Source organism: Sphingomonas daechungensis (assembly GCF_039543105.1).
Lineage (GTDB): Bacteria > Pseudomonadota > Alphaproteobacteria > Sphingomonadales > Sphingomonadaceae > Sphingomicrobium > Sphingomicrobium daechungense.
In genome coordinates, this window is sequence record NZ_BAABJC010000001.1 from 2,933,209 (window position 1) to 2,953,675 (window position 20,467).

The following is a 20,467-nucleotide window of genomic DNA, read 5'->3' on the forward strand; positions in this document are numbered from 1 at the left end:
ACGCCGTTATCGTCAAAAGGCACCGCGAATGTTCCGCCGCCGCTTCGTTGCCCTCCTGATCTCGCTGTGCGCTCTCGTCGGGATTTCCGGCGTGCTCTACGCGCAGATGGAAAGTGGCGACCGCGGAATCCCTCCAGTCGACAGTTCGGGAACGCTCGAAATCACCGGAGTTCACGTCGACGTTTCGGGCAAGGACGGCCAGTCCGCGCGGTACGAGGGTTGGCGGGTCGCCCAGCGGCAGGGCTTCAAGGCGTTTTGGGCTAAAACTCACAACCGCCCGATTTCCGAGGCTCCAACGGTACCCGACTCGACGCTGGACGACCTTGTCAGCTCGATCGTTGTGGAGCGAGAGCAGATCGGGCCCAATCGCTACATCGCCGATTTAGGCATTCAGTTCGACCGGGCGCGATCCGCGGAATTGTTGGGCGTAGGTGGGGACGTTCGCCGATCCGTGCCGATGCTGCTGATCCCGGTGCTCGTGACCGGGGGCACCGCGACGACGGTCGAGCTTCGCAATCCGTGGCAGCGCGCCTGGGCCGAGTTCAGAACGGCTCAGAGCCCGATCGACTATGTCCGCGTGAGCGGGCAGGGCATCGACCCGCTGCTGGTCAATGCCGCCCAAGTCGATCGTCCCGGCCGGGGCTGGTGGCGCAACTTGATCGATCTCTATGGGGCGGCCGACATTCTCGTTGCCCAAGTTCAGATTCAGCGCGCCTACCCCGGTGGTCCGGCCTTCGCTCGTTTCACGGGCTATCACGGCCCCGACAAGCAGCCGGTGGTGACTTTCACGATTACTGCACCGGCTGGCGCAGGCACGCTGCAGATCATGCGGGCAGGCGTTCAGCGAATGGACGGTTTGTTCGCCGATGCGCTGGCCAGCGGCAGGCTGGTCCGCGACCGCACCCTCGACATTCCCGAGCCCCCGCCGCCGCCGGTCGTGGAGGAAGCGCCGGTTCAGCAGGCACAGCCGTGGGCGTATCAGATCCAGATCGTTTCGCCTGATGTGAACATCTACAATTTCGCGATGGCCCACCTGCGCACGTCGCCGGGCGTCGACCAGGTCGTGCCGGTCAGCATCAACCCCGGCGGTGTCAGCTACGTGAACGTAACCTACCGTGGCGGAAACATTGCAAACTTGCGGACCTCGCTCGGATCGCGCGGTTGGAACGTCGAGCAGAACGGTTTCGTGTTGAGGATGTCGACGGGGTCTGCCGGGCCTCCGCCGCTCCCCCCACCGGTGCCGCCCAAGCCGCAGCCGGCCCCGCCGCAGCCGCAGCCCGCCACTCCACCCGCTCCCCAGGGTCAGGCGCCGAGAGGCAACGAATGAAAAGGGGGGCGGACCAGATCGCGCTTCCGCTCGACTGGCCGCAGACGGAAGGTGAAACCCGGTTCATCGTCTCTGACGCCAACCGCGAGGCGTTCGAACATTTCCGCAAATGGAGCATGTGGCCGGTGAAGGCGACCGTCCTGACCGGGCCGCGCCGTTCGGGTCGCACCCTGCTGGCGAGAACCTTCGCCGAACGGGTTCACGGCCGCGTGATCGACCAGGCCGACAGCCACGATGAGGAAGAGGTCTTTCACGCCTGGAACGATGCGCAGGACACAGGCCATCCGGTGATCCTGGTCGCGAATTCGGCGCCGCCCGCATGGTCGCCGGCGCTGCCGGACTTGCGGACTCGACTTGCGATCACGCCTGTGGCGACGATCAACCAGCCGGACGACAAGCTGTTCGAAGCGCTGATCCAGCTTTTGTTCGCCGACCGGGGGCTTCACGTGCCGCTGGAGGCACTTCGTTTCATGACCGAGCGGTTGAATCGCGAATATTGGACGGCGGAGAGGGCTGTCGAGGAAGTCGATCGCTACGCGATTGCGGAGCGGGCGCGAGTCACCATGCCAACCATCCGCCGGGCGTTGTCACAGGCGAGGATGATCGGCGACGCCGCCTAGACGCAGTCGAGCCGCTCGATCTTGTTGTTGGCGTCGAGATGGACCGTCAGCCGGTCTTCCCGGAAGTCCATTGTCAGCATCGACCCCTTTGGTGCCCAGCGAAGCACCTTCGCTCCCGACTCGCGGACAAGCTCTGCCGCGGTGTCCGATGTCGCGTCGCGGCCGACGAACGCGCCCAACTTGTCAGTACTGCACTTTCCCGAACTCGGCGCGGCATCATTGGCGTTCGCGGTGGCACAGGCGCCGAGCGCCAAAGCGACCAGGACGATTGCGCTACGCATCAACGGACTCCTTCTCCAGCCTGCTCATCTTTAGCTTGCCGTGCTCGATGGCGAAAGCGAGCCGGCCCTCGACAAGGTCAAGCGCATCCCTGCCGAATTCTTCGAAACGCCAACCATCGAGGATGTTCAGGCCAGACCGCACGCCCGCGGCCAAAGCTTCGAGATCGTCCGACCGCGCAATCAGCCGAGGGGCGACACCGGCTTCCTTGGAACGGATCTTGAGAAGGAGCTTGAGAAGATCGCTGACGAGCGCGGCGTCCTTGGTCAGACCCGGGCGGCGGGGTTCGCGATCCGGCAATTCGTCCTGCTCCAGCGGCCTGGAAGTTTCCAGCGCCCCCATCAGGCGGGCACCGATGTCGTTTGTTCTCCACCCGGCGGAGAGGCCACGAACCCTGCCAAGATCGTCCTGTGTCTTGGGGGGGTGAGCGGCAAGCTCGCCCAGGGTGTCATCCTTGACGATCCGTCCGCGCGGGATGTTCTTGGTCCGCGCTTCGACCTCTCGCCATCCGGCAAGGGCCTTGAGGCGGCCGAGAACCGCGGGATTGCGGCTGGGCAGCTTCAGCCGCTTCCAGGCATCCTCGGGCTCGAAGGCGAAGCTGGAAGGGTTCGCGAGCCGCTCCATTTCCTCGTCGAGCCACCCACCGCGCCCGGTTTTCTTCAAACGGTTGAGGAGTTTGGGGAAAACGGTCGCGAGATGCGTGACGTCGGCGATGGCGTAATCGATCTGCCTCTTGTCGAGCGGCCGCCGACTCCAGTCCGTGAATCGGGCGCCCTTGTCGATGCTGTGGCCAAGCATCGATTCAATCAGGTTCGAATAGCCGACCTGCTCTCCATGCCCGAGCGCCATCGCCGCGATCTGCGTGTCAAACAGCGGCACGGGCGTCTTGTCGGTCAGATTGTAGATGATTTCCAGGTCTTGGCCGCCGGCGTGAAAGACCTTCAAGACGTCGTGATTGTCGACCAGCAGCGACAGCAGTGGGCCCAAGTCGATATCGGCCTTCGGATCGATCGCCGCCGCTTCCTCAGGGCTTGCGATCTGGATCAGGCAAAGATCCGGCCAATAGGTATTCTCGCGCATGAACTCGGTGTCCACGGCGACGAAAGGATGCTTGGCGAGGCGGTCTACAAGGGTAGCCAAGTCCTCGGACTTGGTAATCAGTGGGTGTATGTGCATGAGTCTCAGGCGGCCTTAGCGACCTGCCGTCGGGTTGACAAAAGGCTTTGCGCCAGTGAGTGCCGCCCCGAATTTCCGAACATCGCTATCGACAGGCAAATGCACCCTTATCGCACTCATAATTGCGGCCAGCTCCGCGCTTCCGACGTAGGCTCGTCCGTCCGCATCTCCGGCTGGATTCATCGCAAGCGGGATCACGGGGGCGTCCTGTTCATCGATCTCCGCGATCATTTCGGTATCACGCAGGTCGTTGCTGCCGCGGGAAGCCCGATGCTGGAGCAGCTCGATGCACTGCGGGCCGAATCGGTCGTGTCGATCACCGGCGACGTCGTCGCTCGCGGCGCCGAGGTCGTGAACAAGAAGCTGCCGACCGGCGAAATCGAGGTCGTCGCTCGGGAAGTCGTGGTTCAGTCTGCCGCGGCCGAGTTGCCGATGCCGGTTGCCGGAGAGCAGGACTATCCTGAGGATATCCGCCTCAAGTACCGCTATCTCGACCTTCGCCGTGAGCAGGTTCACGCGAACATCATGCTCCGCTCGGCAGTGATCAGCTCGATCCGCCGTCGCATGATCGACCAGGGCTTCACCGAGTTCCAGACGCCGATCCTGACCGCCAGCTCGCCGGAAGGTGCTCGCGACTATCTCGTCCCGAGCCGCGTCCATCCGGGCAAGTTCTACGCGCTCCCGCAAGCGCCGCAGATGTTCAAACAGCTGATCATGGTCGCGGGCTTCGACCGCTATTTCCAGATCGCGCCCTGCTTCCGCGACGAGGACGCCCGCGCTGACCGTTCCCCGGGCGAGTTCTATCAGCTCGATTTCGAGATGAGCTTCGTCACTCAGGACGACGTGTTCAATGCGATCGAGCCGGTGCTGTCGGGCGTATTCGAGGAATTCGCCGACGGTCGCTCGGTCACTCCGGCGGGCGAATATGTTCGCATCCCGTATAAGGAAGCGCTGCTAAAGTACGGAAGCGACAAGCCGGACCTTCGTAATCCGCTGCTGATCACTGACGTTTCGGATCACTTCAAGGGCTCCGGCTTCGGCCTGTTCGCTGGCCTCGTCGAAAAGGGTGCCGTCGTGCGTGCAGTTGCCGCGCCGGGCACCGCAGAAAAGAGCCGCAAGTTCTTCGACGACATGAACGAATGGGCTCGCAGCGAAGGCTACGCCGGTCTCGGCTACGCAACCCGCAAGGGCGGTGAGTGGGGTGGCCCGATCGCCAAGAACCACGGCGAAGAGGGCATGAACCGCATCGCCGAAGCCATGGCTCTTGGCCCGGACGACGGCATCTTCTTTGCCGCCGGCAAGGAAGCGGAAGCGGCCAAGCTTGCGGGTGCAGCTCGTACGCGCGTCGGCGAGCAGCTCGACCTGATCGAGAAGGATTCGTTCCGCTTCTGCTGGATCGTCGACTTTCCGATGTTCGAGTACAATGACGAGCAGAAGAAAATCGACTTCTCGCATAACCCATTCTCGATGCCGCAGGGCGAGATGGAGGCGCTGGAGACCAAGGATCCGCTCGATATTCTCGCCTGGCAGTACGACATCGTCTGCAATGGGGTGGAGCTGAGCTCAGGCGCGATCCGGAACCACCGTCCGGACATCATGTACAAGGCGTTCGAAATCGCCGGCTATTCCAAGGACGAGGTCGACACGAACTTTGCGGGCATGATCAACGCCTTCAAGTTCGGCGCACCGCCGCACGGCGGTTCGGCCCCGGGCATTGACCGCATTGTCATGCTGCTGGCCGACGAGCCGAACATTCGCGAGGTCATCCTCTTCCCGATGAATCAGAAAGCGGAAGATCTGATGATGAACGCTCCTGCGACAGTCATGCCGAAGCAGCTCAAGGAACTTCACATCAGGGTCGTCGAGCACAATTGACGGGCCTTTCTCGATGCTTCGTGATTGTCACGAGGCTTCCACAAAAGCACGGTACGCGTCGACGAAATGCAATTGAGGGCAACAACCTAGCTGCCTAGACCGCAACCCGTGCACGCGATTCGTAAGCGTATCCTGCTGGCTGTGCCGGTTGCCTTCGCCCTTCTGGCCGGCTGTTCGCAATCCGATGCCCAGAACCAGCAAAAGGGGCCGACGCAAGTCGGCTTCGTGGTAGTGCAGCGGACGGCGGTGCCGCTGCAGAGCCAGCTTGGTGGACGCACCGTGGCCTTTGAGAGCTCCGAAGTTCGTCCCCAGGTCAACGGCGTCATCCGTCGCCGCTACTTCACCGAGGGCTCTTACGTTCGTCAGGGCCAGCCGCTCTACCAAATCGATCCGAGCCTCTATCGCGCGGCCGTCAACCAGGCGCAGGCGAATGTTGCAGCCGCCCGCGCTACTCTCGACGCCGCCCAGGTGCGAGCGAACCGGTACAAGCCTCTTGCCGAGATGGAGGCCATCTCGAAGCAGGACTATACCGATGCAGCGGCTCAGGCTCGCCAGGCGCGAGCTTCGGTCGCACAGAACAGCGCCGCGCTGGACACCGCCCGCATCAACTTGCGCTACACCAGCATCCCGGCGCCGATCAGCGGTCGCATCGGACGCTCCCTTTCAACTGTCGGCGCGTTGGTGACGGCCAACCAGGCCGACCCATTAGCGGTCATCCAGCGCCTCGACCCGATGTACGTCGATATCCAGCAGTCGAGCGCCGATCTGACCAAGCTCAAGCGGGCGCTGTCCTCCGGCGGAGTTGCTCCGGGTAGCACACAGGTCCGCCTGAAACTCGAGGACGGTACCGACTACGGCTACACCGGCACCGTTGAATTCTCCGAAGTCATGGTGAACGAAAGCACGGGCACCGTGACCCTTCGGGCGCGTTTTCCCAATCCGCAGGGTGTCCTGCTACCGGGGATGTTCGTCCAGGCGCTCTTCACACAAGCGGTGGATCCCAGCGTCTTCCTCGTGCCGCAGGCAGCGCTTCAGCGGGACATCGGTGGCGACGCCTTCGTCTTCATCGTCGGCGCCGGCAACAAGGCGGAACGCCGCAAGGTCACGGCCGAGAGAACCTTCGGCGAGAACTGGGTCGTGTCGTCGGGTCTCAATCCGGGCGACAAGATCATCACCCAGGGCACGGCAAATCTGCGGTCTGGCGCTGCGCTGAAGCCGGTCCCGGCCGATACGAAGCAAAAGATCGATCCCGGGAAGCCGGGCGCAGGGGCGAACGGTCAAGGCCGGCGAGGCGGATAGCCTTTGTCGCGCATCTTCATCGATCGTCCGATCTTCGCGTGGGTCCTCGCGATCGTGGTCACGCTTGCGGGGGTCGCGTCGATTTTCGGCCTGCCGATCCAGCAGTACCCGGACATCGCTCCGCCGCAGGTCAACATCCGTGCGAGCTATCCTGGTGCGTCGGCGGAGACGATCGAGAACAGCGTCACCCAGATCATCGAGCAACAGCTAACCGGCATTGACGGGCTACTTTATTTCACGTCGACATCCAGCTCGCGCGGGCAGGTCAACATCTCGGTGGTCTTCGAGAAGGGCACCAATCCCGACACAGCGCAGGTCCAGGTTCAGAACCAGGTCCAGCAAGCTATCTCGCGGCTTTCGGCACAGGTTCAGCAGCAGGGTGTCAGGGTCACCAAGTCGAACCCCGACTTCCTGCTGATCGTCGCGCTATATGACGAGACCGACCAGCGCACGAACATGGACGTGTCGGACTATCTCTCGTCCTATTTGCAGGATCCGCTCTCGCGTATTCCAGGCGTCGGCGACGTGAACGTGTTTGGCGCGCCTCACGCGATGCGCATCTGGCTCAATCCCCAGCGCCTGGCGGCGTTCTCGCTCATGCCGGGTGACGTGGTCTCGGCGATCCAGGCGCAGAACACCGAAGTGGCCGCCGGCGAGGTTGGCGGGCTGCCATCTCCTCAAGAACAGATGCTCAACGCCACAGTGACGGCGCAGTCGAAGTTACAGACCGTCGAGCAGTTCCAGGACATCATCCTCAAGACCGACCCGAGCGGGGCGACCGTTCGCCTCGGCGACGTGGCGCGGATCGAACTTGGCGCTGAGAATTACGCGGCAGTAGTCCGCGTGAATCGCCATCCGGGTGCGGGCATCGCAATCTCCCTGGCTCCCGGCGCCGACGCGCTCGAAACGGCCGACCTCGTCAAGGCACGCGTCGAACAGCTTTCCGAGAATTTCCCTGAGGGCCTCAAGCTCGCCTACGCCAACGACACGACCAACTTCATCAAGCTGTCGGTCGACGAAGTCGTGAAGACGCTGATTGAGGCGATCATCCTCGTCATCCTCGTCATCTTCATCTTCCTGCAGAACTGGCGCGCTCTCCTGGTGCCCGCGATCGCCATTCCGGTGGTGCTCATGGGTACGTTCGCCGTCTTTTACATGACAGGCTTCACGATCAACACGATGACGTTGTTCGGGCTGACGTTGGCGGTCGGCCTGCTCGTCGACGACGCTATCGTGGTGGTCGAGAACGTCGAGAGACTTCTGGACGAAAATCCGGGTATGACGCCGCGCGAAGCGACCATCGAGTCCATGAAGGAAATCCAGGTTGCACTGATTGCGATCGCGATGGTCCTGTCCGCCGTGTTCCTCCCTATGGCGTTCTTCGGCGGGTCGACCGGCGTTATCTACCAGCAATTCTCGCTGACCATCATCTCCGCAATGGTCCTGTCAGTGCTGGTGGCTTTGATCTTCAGTCCGGCGCTGACGTCAACGTTGCTCCGACAACGTTCCGAGGAGGAGGGCGAAGGACCGAGCTGGCTCGACCGCGCATTCCCGCAAGTCGGTTCGTTTCTAACCTCCGCGCGGAACGGCTTCAACACCCGCTTCGATCGGATGGTCGTCAGCTATCGCGGCGCAATTGTGCGGGTGATCGATCGCAAGTGGCTGTTCCTCGCGATCTACGGCGTGATCGTGGCTCTCCTGATCGTCATGTTTTACCGCTTGCCGACAGGTTTCCTCCCCAATGAGGACCAGGGCGCCGCCAGTCTTCAGGTTCGCCTGCCACCAGGCGCAACCCAAAACCGGACGCTAGAGGTTCTCCGTGGCGTGGAGGACTATCTGTACGGCCATGAGGCCAAGAACATGCAGACCCTGTTCACCGTGGCCGGAGGCGGCGGCGGTGGTGGTGCGGTCGGACAGAATACGGGCCAGGGCTTCCTCAACCTCGCACCCTGGGACGAGCGCCACGGCAAGGAAAATACCGCCGATGCGGTCGTCGAGCGCGCGCAAGGTGCATTTCGCGGATTCCGCGATGCTCAGGTTTTCGCTTTGGTTCCCGGCGCGATCCGTGGCCTCGGACAGTCCAGCGGCTTCACGATGGAGCTCCAGAACCGGAGCGGCATGAGCCGCGAGCAGTTCCTTGCCGCTCGCGACCGGCTCCTTCAGGAAGCCAATTCCAATCCCAAGCTGGCGTCGGTCAGGCTCAGCGACCTTCCTGACGTCGCGACCTACAAGATCGACGTCGATCAGCAGAAGCTGACGGCCCTCGGGCTCAATCAGACGGACATCAACAATACGTTGTCGACGGCCTGGGGTGGTCGGTACGTCAACGACTTCATCGACAAGGGCCGCGTGAAGCGCGTCTACGTTCAGGGCGACGCTTCATACCGGTCGGACCCGTCGAGCCTTGGGCAGTGGTACATTCGCTCGAATAGCGGCGAGATGGCGCCATTCTCATCGTTCGCCGCCGCGGGGTGGGATACGGCGCCGAGCAGCTTGACGCGCTTTCAAGGCGTTCCCGCAGCGGAATTCCAGGGACAGCCAGCGCCGGGCGTCAGTTCGGGCGAGGCGATGGACGAGATGGAGCGTCTGGCCGACGCGATACCAGGCACCAGCGTGGCCTGGTCCGGCCAGTCCTATCAAGAGCGGCTGTCGTCGGGGCAGGCACCCTTGCTTTATGCCGTGTCGCTGCTGGTGGTCTTCCTGTGCCTCGCCGCGCTTTACGAAAGCTGGTCGATTCCCCTGGCGGTCCTGCTCGTCATTCCCCTGGGCCTGGTTGGGGCGATCTTCGCGGTGACGCTTCGGGGATTGGAGAACGACGTTTACCTGCAGATTGGATTGCTCACGACGATGGGCCTGGCGGCGAAGAACGCGATCCTGATGATCGAGTTCGCCGAGCAGGGCGAAAAAAAGGGCATGCGGGTCATCGACGCCGCGCTCGAGGCAGCACGAATCCGCCTTCGCCCGATCCTGATGACGAGCTTCTCCTTCATCTTCGGAGTCATGCCCTTGGCCTTGTCGACCGGCGCCGGCGCGAACAGCCGCATTGCGATCGGGACGTCGGTGATCGGCGGAATGCTGACGGCAACCATCCTCGCCATCTTCTACATCCCGCTCTTCTTCGTGCTGGTGCGGCGCGGAGTGCGTGATGGGCTTGCGGCCGTCCGCGAGCGGATGAGCCATCGGAAGGATTCACTGGCTTGAGGAAAGTCGCCGGCCTGATGGCGCTTCTGGCGACCGGGTGCGCGTCGATGCAGCCCGCGTATGTGCGACCGGATTCGGCGATTCCCGCATCCTGGCCGCAAGGGGACGCTTATCTTCGGCAGACGGAAGCAGAGCTGCCGGCGGTTACATATCGCGATATCTTCACGGATCCGCGGTTGCAGACCTTGATCGGCCAGGCCCTAGTGAACAATCGCGACCTGTTGATCGCGGCCGCCAATATCGCGACGGCTCGCGAGCAGGTTCGCATCCAGCGGGCACAGCAACTGCCTCAGGTCGATGCCAGTGCTGGAGCAAGCGGCACCGGCGACAGCAACGATGTTTCGACCCGATTCGACGTTGGCGTCGGCATTTCCGGGTTCGAGCTCGACCTTTTCGGACGGCTCAGATCGCTGACGGATGTCCAGCGCAATCGCTATTTCGCAACCGAGTCCGCGGCTCGGGCAACGCGCCTTTCGCTGGTGTCCGACATCGCCAGCGCCTGGCTAACCTATTCGGCGGACGCGAGCCTTCTGAAGATCGCCGAAGACACTGTCGCCAGCGCAGAGAAGAGCGTTCGACTGACTCGAGCACGGCTGGAAGGCGGTATCGCTCCGCGGACAGACCTTCGGCAGGCACAGCAGATCCTCGAGGCGGCGAAGGCAGACGCTGCGGACCAGCGGACTGCGCTTGCCCAAGACGTAAACCTGCTTCGCCTGCTAGTCGGCGCGGAGATCGACCCTTCGCTGCTTCCGGCCTCGATCGATCAGGTTGCGCCGACCGTGAAGGAACTCCCGGCAGGACTGGATTCGACGATCCTCCTGCGGCGTCCCGATGTCGTCGAGGCGGAGTACCAGCTTCGTGCGGCCAATGCGCAAATCGGCGCTGCACGGGCAGCTCTATTTCCGCGAATCACTCTGACCGGACTCCTCGGGTTCGCGAGCACGTCGATCGCGGGCCTCTTCAGTGGTGGCGCTTTTCAGTGGAGCCCTGCCGGAAATGCGACCTATTCCATTTTCCAGGGCGGTGCGGGGAGGGCAAACGTCCGACTGACCGAAGCGCAGAAAGCCGCCGCTGTCGCGACCTACCAGCAGACGATTCAGCGAGCGTTCCGGGAGGTTTCGGATGCGCTAGCCCGCCGCGGCACTATCGATGAACAGTTGCGGGCTCGCCAGGCTCAGCGCGAAGCCGCTGCAGACACCTACCTGCTCACCGAAGCTCGATATCGGAACGGGATCGATAGCTTCCTCAACAGCCTCGATGCGCAGCGTTCGTTCTATTCGGCGCAGCGCACGCTCGTGCTTAGCCGCCTGGAAGCCACCAGCAATCTTGTGGAGCTTTATCGCTCGCTGGGCGGGGATTCGTCACTTGGATGAGGGCTTAAGCCCCACGTCGACGCGGATGATGGTGCCCTTGGTGAATTGCCCGGCTGCCTGAGCAAGGTCCGAAGGGGTGACTGCTTCCAATTGAGTGCGCAGCTGTTCGTGCGAGCGTAGCCCGCCCGTTTCGACGAACTCGCGCGCAAGCTTGGCCACGATCTCGTCATTGCTTTGAGCTGCGCTGATATCGCGTCCGAGCAGGTGACCCCTCGCTGAGTCCGTCTCCGCCGCGGTTGGGGGCTGACTCGCCAGCCTGGCGAGTTGAGCACGCAGCTCGGTTTCCATCGCGTCAGCCTTGTCCGGATCGACGCCGGTTGAGATCGTTGCCCAGCTCTGCCGTCCGTTGCTCCTGAAAGAGCTGTAGATGTGATAGACCAGACCCTTGTCACGGATTGCAGAATTGCCGAGCCGACCCGAATAATCGTGCGTCAGAACATAGAGCAGCATCCGCCACGCGAGCGCCCCCCGGGTGCCGGGAGGGGGCCCTTCGACCACATAGCCTAAACCACCTTGAGCCAGAGGTTTGGCGATATGCTCGATGATCCTTTTCGGGGCCCATTGCTTACTGTCCTGCCTCCCGATGAGCTGACCTCCCGCGACCCCGCCCAGTGACTTTTCGAGGGACGTCACAACCGCTTCTGGTTCGACGTTTCCGCTAACAATGACGGCAATTGGCTCGGGGGGACTGCTGGCATGGGGCAGCATCCCGTTCGCCATGAGCTGTTGAAGCCGCGTCTCTGGATCCTCGCTTTTCACCTCCGGAGACGCGGGACCGGACTTTGCGCCGGCAGCAACCTCATCGATAAGCTTTGCCAAATCCTTCGGAGATCCTGATCGCGCCACCGTCCCCAATCCCGCGAGGTCCGCCGGAGCATCGCCTTGGGATGCAGGGCGAGAAAGCAGCATTTCAACAACGACTGTGTCCGACAGCGGGCTAATCTGCACGATGGCTGGCAGGCCGCCTGACAGACGACGAAGCTGCGGAGCTTGTACGGGCACGGATTGTGCACTGGAGCCGACGCGGTCGTTAGCTGACTTCGGGCTACCCACTCCCAACGCAGCGGGTTGTGAGTGGCCGGGGACCATCCACCCGACTGTGAGCTTGTCCGGCGTCAGATAAGCACGTGCGACCCGCTGCAAGTCCGTCGGGCTCACCCGTTCGACGGCCTTTGGCAGGGTAAGAAGGGCGTCGAGCGCGCCAATTCCTTCAAAGAATGCGAGCTGATGCGCCGCGTCTTCCGTCGTGAGGACGTCTTCGTCGAGAACCCGGAGCAACGAATTCTTCGCGGCAGCCATCTCGGCATCCGGCACCAGCCGGTCACGCAGTAGCGCAATCTTGCCGGCGAGTGCTCGTTCAAGTTCCGCTTGAGTTGCTTTTGTATCGATCGAGCCGCTGATCGTGAACAGGAACGGGTCATGCGTGGCCGGCAGCCATGTCGCGATATCCGCGGTTGTGCCTGACAGCCGCGACCCTTCGACGGCTGGGCTGCCGGACCAGCCGCTCTGCCTGGGATTCAGTCCAGGCGAGCCGGCGAGAATCTGCTGAAGAAGCAGGAAAGCAGGAAAGTCGAGGCTCGTTGCAGCCGGAGCTGGGAAGGCCAGCTGGAAATACTGCTTGTCGACCGCTCCGAGCAGGCGGAAATGCCTCTCTCCGTGCTGCGGTGCTTCCGCCGTGTAATGCGGAACGGTGACCGATCTTGCGGGAACGTCGGCCAACGCTTTCGCGACAAGCGCGCTGGCGCTGGCGGGATCAAAATCCCCAGCGATGGCTAGTACCGCATTTCCCGGCGCGTAGTGGCTCGCGTAGTAGGTCCTCGCGTCGTCGATCGTCAGCCGCTCGACATCGCTGACATAACCCGCCATCGGGCTACCGTATGGGTGCGACTGGAGCGCCGTACGAACGACGGCGTCCTGCAGGACTCCTGCCGGGTCGTTCTCGTAGCTGTGCAGCTCGGTGACTACCGCGCCTTTCTCGATCGCGATGGCTGCCGGATCGATCGTCGTCCGAGCCATTCGATCGGCCTCGATCTTGAGAAGCCGCTCCAGTCCGTCCTTTGGCATGGTCGCGAAATAAGTCGTCTGGTCCATCGCGGTGTAGCCGTGCCACTCACCGCCGGCGTCGTAGATCAGCTCTGTGGCCGCGGCATACGGGAAGTTCTCGCTGGCACGAAATGCGAGATGCTCGAGAAAGTGTGCCAGGCCTGTCTTGCCCGTCACCTCTGCGGCGGAGCCGCTCTTGTAGAGCATCTGCACGCTGACCACGGGAAAGCTGTGGTCGTCCAGCATGATGACGGTCAGACCATTAGGCAGGTGGCTTACGGAGGCCCGATCGAGATCGAGTTTCGCGACCGCGGGTGAAGCCATGGCCATTGCCGCCGACGTCAGGAGCGCAGTGATCGCTTTCATCAAGCGGCATTGAAGCCAAAGCTGTAGACGTTAGTCTAGCGTAATGATTGCGGGGCACGTCTTTCATCGCTTCACCTCGGCCGCCCCGCCGATCGCCGACCGGGGCGATGGGCTCTACATCTTCGATGCGAACGGGCGCCGTTTCGTCGATGCCTGCGGCGGCGCGGCAGTATCGTGCCTCGGCCACGGCCACCCGGAAGTGATCGAAGCGATTGCGCGCCAGTCGGAACGTCTCGCCTACGCGCACACGGGATTCTTCACGACCGATGCCGCCGAGGAGCTTGCTTCAATCATGGTTGAGCAGTCGCCCGGTTCCCTCGATCGGGTCTGGTTCACCGGCAGTGGATCGGAAGCGATTGAGGCCGCGCTGAAGCTTGCGCGCCAGTACCATCTGGAACGCGACGATCCCGGTCGGTGCCGCTTGATCGCCCGCCGCCAGAGCTACCACGGCAATACTCTTGGAGCGCTTGCCGCGGGCGGGAGTATCTGGAGGCGGACGCCGTACGAGCCGCTGCTGATCGACGTCGCCGTGATAGAGCCTTGCTTCGAATATCACTTTGCCGAGGCCTGGGAGAGCGCGGAGATCTACGCCCTCAGGGCCGCTCAAGCTCTCGAAGAGGAGATTCAGTCACTGGGCCCCGAAACCGTCATGGCGTTTATCGCGGAGACGGTTGTCGGAGCGACTTCCGGCGCCGTTCCTCCAGCCGGAGAATATCTCAAGCACATTCGCGAGATCTGCGACCGGCATGGCGTGCTGTTGATCCTCGACGAGGTCATGTGCGGAAGTGGGCGGACAGGGACTTTCCTGTCTTGCGAGCAGGACGGCGTCGTTCCCGACATCGTCACTTTGGGGAAGGGACTTGGGGCGGGCTACCAGCCAATCGGCGCGGTGATGTGCACGAGCGAGGTTTACGATGCCGTCGCGCAGGGGTCGGGTGCCCTAAAGCATGGCCAGACCTACAACGGGCATCCGGTCGGATGTGCCGCGGGATTTGTTGTCCAGCAGGTTATTCGCCGCGAGGGCCTTCTGGGGCGGATCGTGGCAGCCGGTGAACGGCTGCAGCAACTCCTGTTCGAGCGTTTCGGCGACCATCCAAATGTCGGCGACATTCGCGGCAGGGGACTGCTGGTGGCTCTCGAACTCGTCGCCGACCGCCAGGGCAAGGAGCCGTTCGATCCCGCTCTGGTCATGCATCAGCGCGCCAAGGCCGATGCCTTTGAGCGCGGCCTCCTCATTTATCCCGGCGGGGGGACGGTCGATGGTCGCATCGGCGATCACATCCTGCTGGCGCCGCCGTACAACGTTACTGACGACGAACTCGAAATGATCGTCGACCTGCTTGTTCAAACGATGGATTCGATACTGCCCTCATGACCCGCGATCCACGCTACGACATCTTGTTCGAGCCAGTCCGCATTGGACCGGTGACCGCGCGCAATCGCTTCTACCAGGTGCCACACTGCACCGGCATCGGCTGGACGCAGCCTGAAACCCTCGCGCGGCTCCGCGGGATCAAGGCCGAGGGCGGATGGGCGGTCGTCGCGACCGAAGAGACCGAGATCCATCCCACCGGGGATTGCGAGCCGTTTCACGAAGGGCGCCTTTGGGATGATCGCGACGTCCCGGCGATGGCGCTCATGGCGGAGGCGGTGCATGAGCATGGCGCGCTGGCGGCGATCGAGATCATGCACCACGGGGCTTCAACCGCGAACTGGGGGACGCGTCTAGCGCCGCTCGGGGCCTCGCATCGCCCGATCATCTATTATTCGCCCGTCCAGGCACGCCGAATGGACAAGCAGGACATTCGCGACCTTCGGAATTGGCATCGCGATGCGGCGATCCGATCGAAGACGGCGGGCTTCGACATCGTCTATGTCTACGCGACGCACGACCTCTCGATCGCGCAGCAATTCCTTGAGAAGCGCAAGAACGACCGGATCGACGAATATGGCGGAAGCCTGGAGAACCGAGCGCGACTGCTCAGAGAGTTGATCGAGGACACCAAGGACGCTGTCGGCGACAGATGCGCCGTGGCCGTGCGGATTGCTGCCGATGAGCTGATGGGTGATGCCGGCCTTACCCATGACGGCGAGGCTCGCGATGTGATCGCCATGCTCGCCGAGCTCCCCGATTTGTGGGACGTCAACATCTCGACCTGGCCGAATGACAGCCAGACGTCCCGCTTCGCCAAGGAAGGCTTCCAGGAGCAGTACACGAGCTTCGTGAAGTCGCTGACGACCAAGCCGGTCGTGGGCGTCGGACGGTTCACTTCGCCGGACACGATGGTGTCGCAAATCCGTCGCGGCATTCTCGATTTCATCGGCGCGGCGCGACCGTCGATCGCCGATCCCTTCCTTCCGAAGAAGATCGAGGAAGGACGCATCGACGACATCCGTGAGTGCATCGGCTGCAACATGTGCGTTTCGAGCGACTATACCTCGACGAATCTCCGCTGCACGCAGAACCCGACGATGGGGGAGGAATGGCGACGCGGCTGGCACCCTGAAATCATCCCGCCGAAAAAGTCGGAAGGATCGGTTCTCGTCGTCGGCGCCGGGCCGGCGGGACTCGAGGCAGCTCTTGCTGCGGCACGTCGGGGCTTCGAAGTGCATCTTGCCGAAGCGACGTCCGAACTCGGCGGACGCGTGACGCGCGAGAGCAAGCTTCCGGGGCTTTCAGAATGGGCGCGGGTGCGCGACTGGCGGGTGGGCCAGCTTGAGCGGATGGGAAATGTGTCGATCTACCGCGAGAGCGCGCTTGAGGCCGAGCACGTCCTCGAATTTGGTGCCCGGCACGTTGCCTTGGCCACCGGTTCGACTTGGAGAAGCGACGGCGTCGGCCGCGATTCTGGTTTCGCGGTGCCTGGCTTCGGTGGTGCAAACGTCTATTCGCCCGACGACTTGATGAGTGGGCGGCTCCCAACAGCGGGTCCGGTAATCATCTGGGACGACGACCATTACTACATGGGCGGCGTCCTCGCAGAGCAATGCAGGGCAGCGGGCTTGGAGGTCACGTTGGTCACGCCAGCGGCAACGCTATCGGCCTGGACAGTGAACACGCTGGAAGCGGTACCGATCGCCAAGCGGATCGCCCGGCTGGGAATTGATGTCGTGACCTACGCGAGCGTCGTCGGGTTCGACGGCAGTAAGGTGAAATTGGTTAACGCGCTGACCGGAGAGCAACACGAGCGCCCTTGCGCATCACTGGTAACCGTAACCGCTCGCCTGCCCGACGAGAATTTGTACCTTTCACTTGAGGAGGTGAAGGACCGGTGGGAAGGCGCAGGGATCGCCTCGATCACGCGCGTCGGCGACTGCTGGGCCCCAAGCACCATCCAGCAAGCCGTATACACCGGTCACAAGTGGGCGCGCGGGCTGGATGAAGCGCCGGAAATCATCATCCCGCGTGAATTGCCGATGATCGAGTCAGGGAGGGTGAAGGTCACGACATGAGGGCCTTGGTCGCGTTCCTGGCAATCGCCGTCGCCACGCAGGCAGAAGGCCGCGCCCGCGATCTTGGGATTCCATTCGAGGGAACGCCGGGACCGCTGAACGCAATCACCGACGTTCCCGGCGTCGAAGTCGGACAGAAGACACTGGTCGAGGGCGAGGGCCCACTTATCGTAGGGAAGGGGCCAGTTCGGTCTGGCGTCACGATCGTCTTCCCCCGCGGTCACGGCAATCTGAAGCCAGTCTATGGCGGCTATTTCAATCTCAATGGCAACGGCGAAATGACCGGCCTCGCCTACATGCAGGATTTCGGAACGATCAGCGGCCCGATCGGCATCACCAGCAGCAACGCCATTGGTCACGTCTACGCCGGTATCCAGGAATGGGCAGTCCAGCACGGCGGGGAGGCCGTCTATCCAGTCGTCGCCGAAACCTGGGACGGCTGGCAAAGCGACATCAACGGATTCCACGTTCGGCCCGCCACAGCCAAAGCCGCGCTCGACGCCGCAAAAAGTGGCCCGGTTGAAGAGGGTGTCGTCGGCGGTGGCACCGGCATGCACTGTTTCAGCTTCAAGGGCGGAATCGGAACGTCGTCTCGTGCAATTACCGCAGGCGCAAAGTCCTATTCCGTGGGCGTGCTCGTCCAGTGCAACACGGGCGATCGAAAGGTGCTCCGCATCGCGGGTGTTCCCGTTGGCCGCAACCTCCAGAACAGCTGGCTGCCATGTTACGATCCGCGGCAGTCCCGGCCTGATCAGACGCCGAAATGCGGTACCGAAGGCAGGGCGCTTCCCGATAGCGGATCCATCATCATCGTCGTCGCGACTGACGCTCCATTGATGCCGGTCCAGCTTAACCGGGTGGCAAAGCGCGCTGCGCTCGGCCTCGCTCGCCTGGGTTCCTATTCGGGTACCTCTTCGGGGGACCTGATCGTCGCCTTCTCCACCGTGCCGGAGTCCGTGAACGGACCGGACCAGAAAGCACCGTCGCCGCTCACGCCGATTGCCGACACTGAGGTGAACGCGGTTTTCGAAGCAACCGTACAGGCTACCGAGGAGGCGATCGTGAATGCGCTGGTCGCCGCCCGAACTTCGACGGGTGCCGACGGGTACACGATGTATGCTCTGCCGCACGGCGAGCTTCAAGCGATCCTGAAACGCTTCGGCAGGCTGGAAGAGCGAAAACCATGAACCTTCCCCGCGTTACATATTCCAACACCGGCGAGGACTTCTCAGGGGTCCATGCCCATCTCGACGCGATCATTCCCGAGGTCGAGGCGCGCTTGCTGGAGAATATTCGTCCCAGCTTCATCGGCGGTGAGGATCGTCCTGAAGGCCAGATCGTCACTGCTCGAAGCCCGATCGACTACAGCCTCATCCTCGGCGATTTCCCTCAAGCCGACCACGGCATGATCGACGACGCGGTCGAAGCGGCGCAGGCGGCTTATCCGTCGTGGCGCGCGATGGGATGGCCAAGGCGCGTCGGGATCCTCCGTGCCGCGGCCGACGTGCTGGAGGAGCGCAAGTGGGACCTTTCCGTTGCGTGCCTGATCGAGGTCGGAAAGTCGCGGCTCGAAGCGGTCGGCGAGGTCGAGGAAGCGATCGACCTTCTACGTCATTACTGCAACGAGATGGAGCGAACGGACGGCTTCCGCGAAGACCGTCCGGGGGCGTCCGCTGCCGAGAAGTGCAGCGTGGTTCTCAGGCCCTACGGGGTGTTCGCGGTCATCGCGCCGTTCAACTTCCCGGTCGCGCTGTCGGTGGGCATGATGTCGGCGGCGCTCGTGGCGGGGAACACCGTAGTGTTGAAGCCCAGCGATGCCGCTGGTCTAACGGGTCGCCTGGTCGTCGAAGCGCTCGTCGAGGGCGGCCTACCGCCCGGCGTGCTCAATCTCGTCCAAGGCGGGCGCGAAACGGGCGAGCTGCTGGCCAGGCACGCAGGTATCGATGGTTTCGCGTTCACGGGATCGAACGCCGTAGGCATGACCATCCTGAGGCATGCCGTGACCTCACAGGCGACGCGTCCGGTCCTTGCGGAAATGGGCGGAAAGAACCCCGCATTCGTGACCGCCAACGCAGACCTGGCTCTGGCCGCGACGGGCGTCGCGCGTTCGGCGTTTGGCTTGTCGGGCCAGAAATGCAGTGCGGCATCGCGGGCATATGTCCACCGATCAATATTCGAAGGCTTCCAGGAAGCCCTGGTAGAGACGACGGGCAAGCTCACGGTCGGCGACCCTCGACAGGCTAACGTATTCATGGGGCCGGTCATCAATGACAAGGCACTGGATCGCTTCGGCAAGGCAACGGCGGCTGCGGCATTCGACGGTTCGATCGTCCGGGGAGGAGAGAGGCTTGAGGGCGGCCTGTTCGAGGGCGGTGCTTATGTAGAGCCGACGATCGTCACCGGCCTACCAAGTGACCACTGGATCAACCGCGACGAGCTTTTCTTGCCCTTCGTCAGCCTGATCCCGTTCGACAATTTGGATGAAGCCATTGCGGATGCGAACCGGAGCGCCTTCGGCCTGACAGCCGGTGTCTACACGCGGGACGAGCAGGAACTTGATCTGTTCCTTAGCAGGATCGAGGCGGGGGTACTCTATGCCAACCGGGCGGCCGGAGCGACCACCGGTGCCTGGCCCGGCTTCCAGACCTTCTGCGGCTGGAAGGGGTCGGGAACGACCGGGAAGGGCGGTCTTGGCAGCTGGTATGTGCCGCAGTTCATGCGCGAACAGAGTCACACGGTGTTCGACGCGCAGTGAACAAGCTTTACGACAGTCCCAAAGCCGCGCTCGCCGGCCTTCTGCACGACGGCATGACGATCATGTCCGGTGGCTTCGGCCTCTCGGGGAATCCTGAAAGCCTGATCCCCGAGATTAAGGCCGCGGGGGTCAAGGACCTCACGATCATTTCGAACAACGCCGGTGCCGATGGCTTCGGTCTTTGGCATCTTCTGCAAACGCGGCAGGTTCGGAAGATGATCTCGTCCTACGTCGGCGAGAACAAATTGTTCGAACAGCAGTATCTGTCCGGAGAGCTGGAACTCGAGTTTAATCCCCAGGGAACACTGGCAGAGCGGATCAGGGCAGGGGGCGCCGGTATTCCCGCCTTCTTTACTGCAACGGGCGTCGGCACTGTCGTGGCGGATGGAAAGCCGCAGGAGACGTTCGAAGGCCATCACTACGTTCGCGAGACATGGCTTCGAGCTGACCTGTCTATCATCAAGGCTTGGCGTGCGGATACGGAGGGCAACCTTCAGTTCCGCAAGACCGCCCGCAACTTCAATCCCGTGATGGCGACGGCCGCAAGAACCACCGTCGTGGAGGTCGAGGAAATTGTCGAAGCCGGGAAAATTGATCCTGACTGCGTCCACACGCCGGGAATCTATGTCCATCGAATCGTGAAGAGCACGACCAACGAAAAGCGTATCGAGAAGTTGACGGTGAGGCCTCGGGAGTAGGG

At 62.7% G+C, this 20,467-nt stretch carries 14 protein-coding genes; 11 read left to right on the forward strand and 3 right to left on the reverse strand.

Annotated features, from left to right (window positions below):
• Positions 1-28: 28 nt before the first annotated feature.
• Positions 29-1,327, forward strand: coding sequence for a heavy-metal-associated domain-containing protein (locus tag ABD928_RS15175; protein ID WP_345170064.1), 1,299 nt, complete (start codon positions 29-31; stop codon positions 1,325-1,327).
• On the forward strand, positions 1,324-1,947 hold the full coding sequence (locus ABD928_RS15180) for an HdaA/DnaA family protein (RefSeq protein WP_345170066.1): 624 nt from the start codon (positions 1,324-1,326) through the stop codon (positions 1,945-1,947). The genes ABD928_RS15175 and ABD928_RS15180 overlap by 4 nt, the downstream gene beginning before the upstream one ends.
• Here the strand turns inward: ABD928_RS15180 and ABD928_RS15185 are convergent.
• Both ABD928_RS15185 and rnd read right to left on the reverse strand, forming a co-directional pair.
• On the reverse strand, positions 1,944-2,228 hold the full coding sequence (locus ABD928_RS15185) for an I78 family peptidase inhibitor (RefSeq protein ID WP_187713955.1): 285 nt from the start codon (positions 2,226-2,228) through the stop codon (positions 1,944-1,946). The two genes, ABD928_RS15180 and ABD928_RS15185, sit on opposite strands and share 4 nt — an antisense overlap.
• Positions 2,221-3,402 carry a ribonuclease D gene (gene rnd / locus ABD928_RS15190; RefSeq protein WP_345170069.1) on the reverse strand — a complete coding sequence of 394 codons (1,182 nt, stop codon included), beginning with the start codon at positions 3,400-3,402 and terminating at the stop codon, positions 2,221-2,223. Before rnd ends, ABD928_RS15185 begins: the two co-directional genes overlap by 8 nt.
• Positions 3,403-3,501: 99 nt before the next feature.
• Here rnd and aspS point away from each other — a divergent pair, with 99 nt between their 5' ends.
• From aspS to ABD928_RS15210, 4 genes are all read left to right on the forward strand, one after another.
• The gene (gene aspS / locus ABD928_RS15195; RefSeq protein WP_345170071.1) at positions 3,502-5,277 is read left to right on the forward strand and encodes an aspartate--tRNA ligase; all 1,776 of its coding nucleotides are present in this window, start codon (positions 3,502-3,504) and stop codon (positions 5,275-5,277) included.
• Between the two features lie 108 nt (positions 5,278-5,385).
• Positions 5,386-6,576: an efflux RND transporter periplasmic adaptor subunit gene (locus tag ABD928_RS15200; protein WP_425569729.1), complete on the forward strand. Its 1,191-nt coding sequence runs from the start codon at positions 5,386-5,388 to the stop codon at positions 6,574-6,576.
• Positions 6,577-6,579: 3 nt separating this feature from the next.
• Positions 6,580-9,777, forward strand: a complete 3,198-nt coding sequence (locus tag ABD928_RS15205; protein WP_345170073.1) for an efflux RND transporter permease subunit — start codon at positions 6,580-6,582, stop codon at positions 9,775-9,777.
• Positions 9,778-9,794: 17 nt separating this feature from the next.
• On the forward strand, positions 9,795-11,150 hold the full coding sequence (locus ABD928_RS15210; RefSeq protein WP_187715866.1) for an efflux transporter outer membrane subunit: 1,356 nt from the start codon (positions 9,795-9,797) through the stop codon (positions 11,148-11,150).
• Here the strand turns inward: ABD928_RS15210 and ABD928_RS15215 are convergent.
• Positions 11,139-13,559, reverse strand: coding sequence for a M16 family metallopeptidase (locus ABD928_RS15215; RefSeq protein WP_345170075.1), 2,421 nt, complete (start codon positions 13,557-13,559; stop codon positions 11,139-11,141). The genes ABD928_RS15210 and ABD928_RS15215 overlap by 12 nt on opposite strands.
• Before the next feature lie 43 nt (positions 13,560-13,602).
• Between ABD928_RS15215 and ABD928_RS15220 the strand changes: the two genes are divergently transcribed.
• From ABD928_RS15220 to ABD928_RS15240, 5 genes are read left to right on the forward strand one after another with little or no spacing between them, the layout of a single operon-like run.
• Positions 13,603-14,934: an aspartate aminotransferase family protein gene (locus ABD928_RS15220; RefSeq protein WP_345170077.1), complete on the forward strand. Its 1,332-nt coding sequence runs from the start codon at positions 13,603-13,605 to the stop codon at positions 14,932-14,934.
• Positions 14,931-17,012, forward strand: a complete 2,082-nt coding sequence (locus tag ABD928_RS15225; RefSeq protein ID WP_345170079.1) for an oxidoreductase — start codon at positions 14,931-14,933, stop codon at positions 17,010-17,012. The genes ABD928_RS15220 and ABD928_RS15225 overlap by 4 nt, the downstream gene beginning before the upstream one ends.
• The gene (locus ABD928_RS15230) at positions 17,009-18,199 is read left to right on the forward strand and encodes a P1 family peptidase (protein ID WP_345170081.1); all 1,191 of its coding nucleotides are present in this window, start codon (positions 17,009-17,011) and stop codon (positions 18,197-18,199) included. Before ABD928_RS15225 ends, ABD928_RS15230 begins: the two co-directional genes overlap by 4 nt.
• Entirely contained in the window at positions 18,196-19,767 is a 1,572-nt protein-coding gene (locus tag ABD928_RS15235; protein ID WP_345170083.1) for an aldehyde dehydrogenase family protein, read from the forward strand. The genes ABD928_RS15230 and ABD928_RS15235 overlap by 4 nt, the downstream gene beginning before the upstream one ends.
• On the forward strand, positions 19,764-20,465 hold the full coding sequence (locus ABD928_RS15240) for a CoA transferase subunit A (RefSeq protein ID WP_187713958.1): 702 nt from the start codon (positions 19,764-19,766) through the stop codon (positions 20,463-20,465). The genes ABD928_RS15235 and ABD928_RS15240 overlap by 4 nt, the downstream gene beginning before the upstream one ends.
• Positions 20,466-20,467 lie beyond the last annotated feature (2 nt).

What these genes read in the sequence shown, in the direction of transcription:
- ABD928_RS15175 (WP_345170064.1), top strand. Translation starts at nt 29, where the DNA reads ATGTTCCGCCGCCGCTTCGTTGCCCTCCTGATCTCGCTGTGCGCTCTC.
- ABD928_RS15180 (WP_345170066.1), top strand. Translation starts at nt 1,324, where the DNA reads ATGAAAAGGGGGGCGGACCAGATCGCGCTTCCGCTCGACTGGCCGCAG.
- ABD928_RS15185 (WP_187713955.1), bottom strand. Translation starts at nt 2,228, where the DNA reads ATGCGTAGCGCAATCGTCCTGGTCGCTTTGGCGCTCGGCGCCTGTGCC.
- rnd (WP_345170069.1), bottom strand. Translation starts at nt 3,402, where the DNA reads ATGCACATACACCCACTGATTACCAAGTCCGAGGACTTGGCTACCCTT.
- aspS (WP_345170071.1), top strand. Translation starts at nt 3,502, where the DNA reads ATGCACCCTTATCGCACTCATAATTGCGGCCAGCTCCGCGCTTCCGAC.
- ABD928_RS15210 (WP_187715866.1), top strand. Translation starts at nt 9,795, where the DNA reads ATGGCGCTTCTGGCGACCGGGTGCGCGTCGATGCAGCCCGCGTATGTG.
- ABD928_RS15215 (WP_345170075.1), bottom strand. Translation starts at nt 13,559, where the DNA reads ATGAAAGCGATCACTGCGCTCCTGACGTCGGCGGCAATGGCCATGGCT.
- ABD928_RS15220 (WP_345170077.1), top strand. Translation starts at nt 13,603, where the DNA reads ATGATTGCGGGGCACGTCTTTCATCGCTTCACCTCGGCCGCCCCGCCG.
- ABD928_RS15225 (WP_345170079.1), top strand. Translation starts at nt 14,931, where the DNA reads ATGACCCGCGATCCACGCTACGACATCTTGTTCGAGCCAGTCCGCATT.
- ABD928_RS15230 (WP_345170081.1), top strand. Translation starts at nt 17,009, where the DNA reads ATGAGGGCCTTGGTCGCGTTCCTGGCAATCGCCGTCGCCACGCAGGCA.
- ABD928_RS15235 (WP_345170083.1), top strand. Translation starts at nt 18,196, where the DNA reads ATGAACCTTCCCCGCGTTACATATTCCAACACCGGCGAGGACTTCTCA.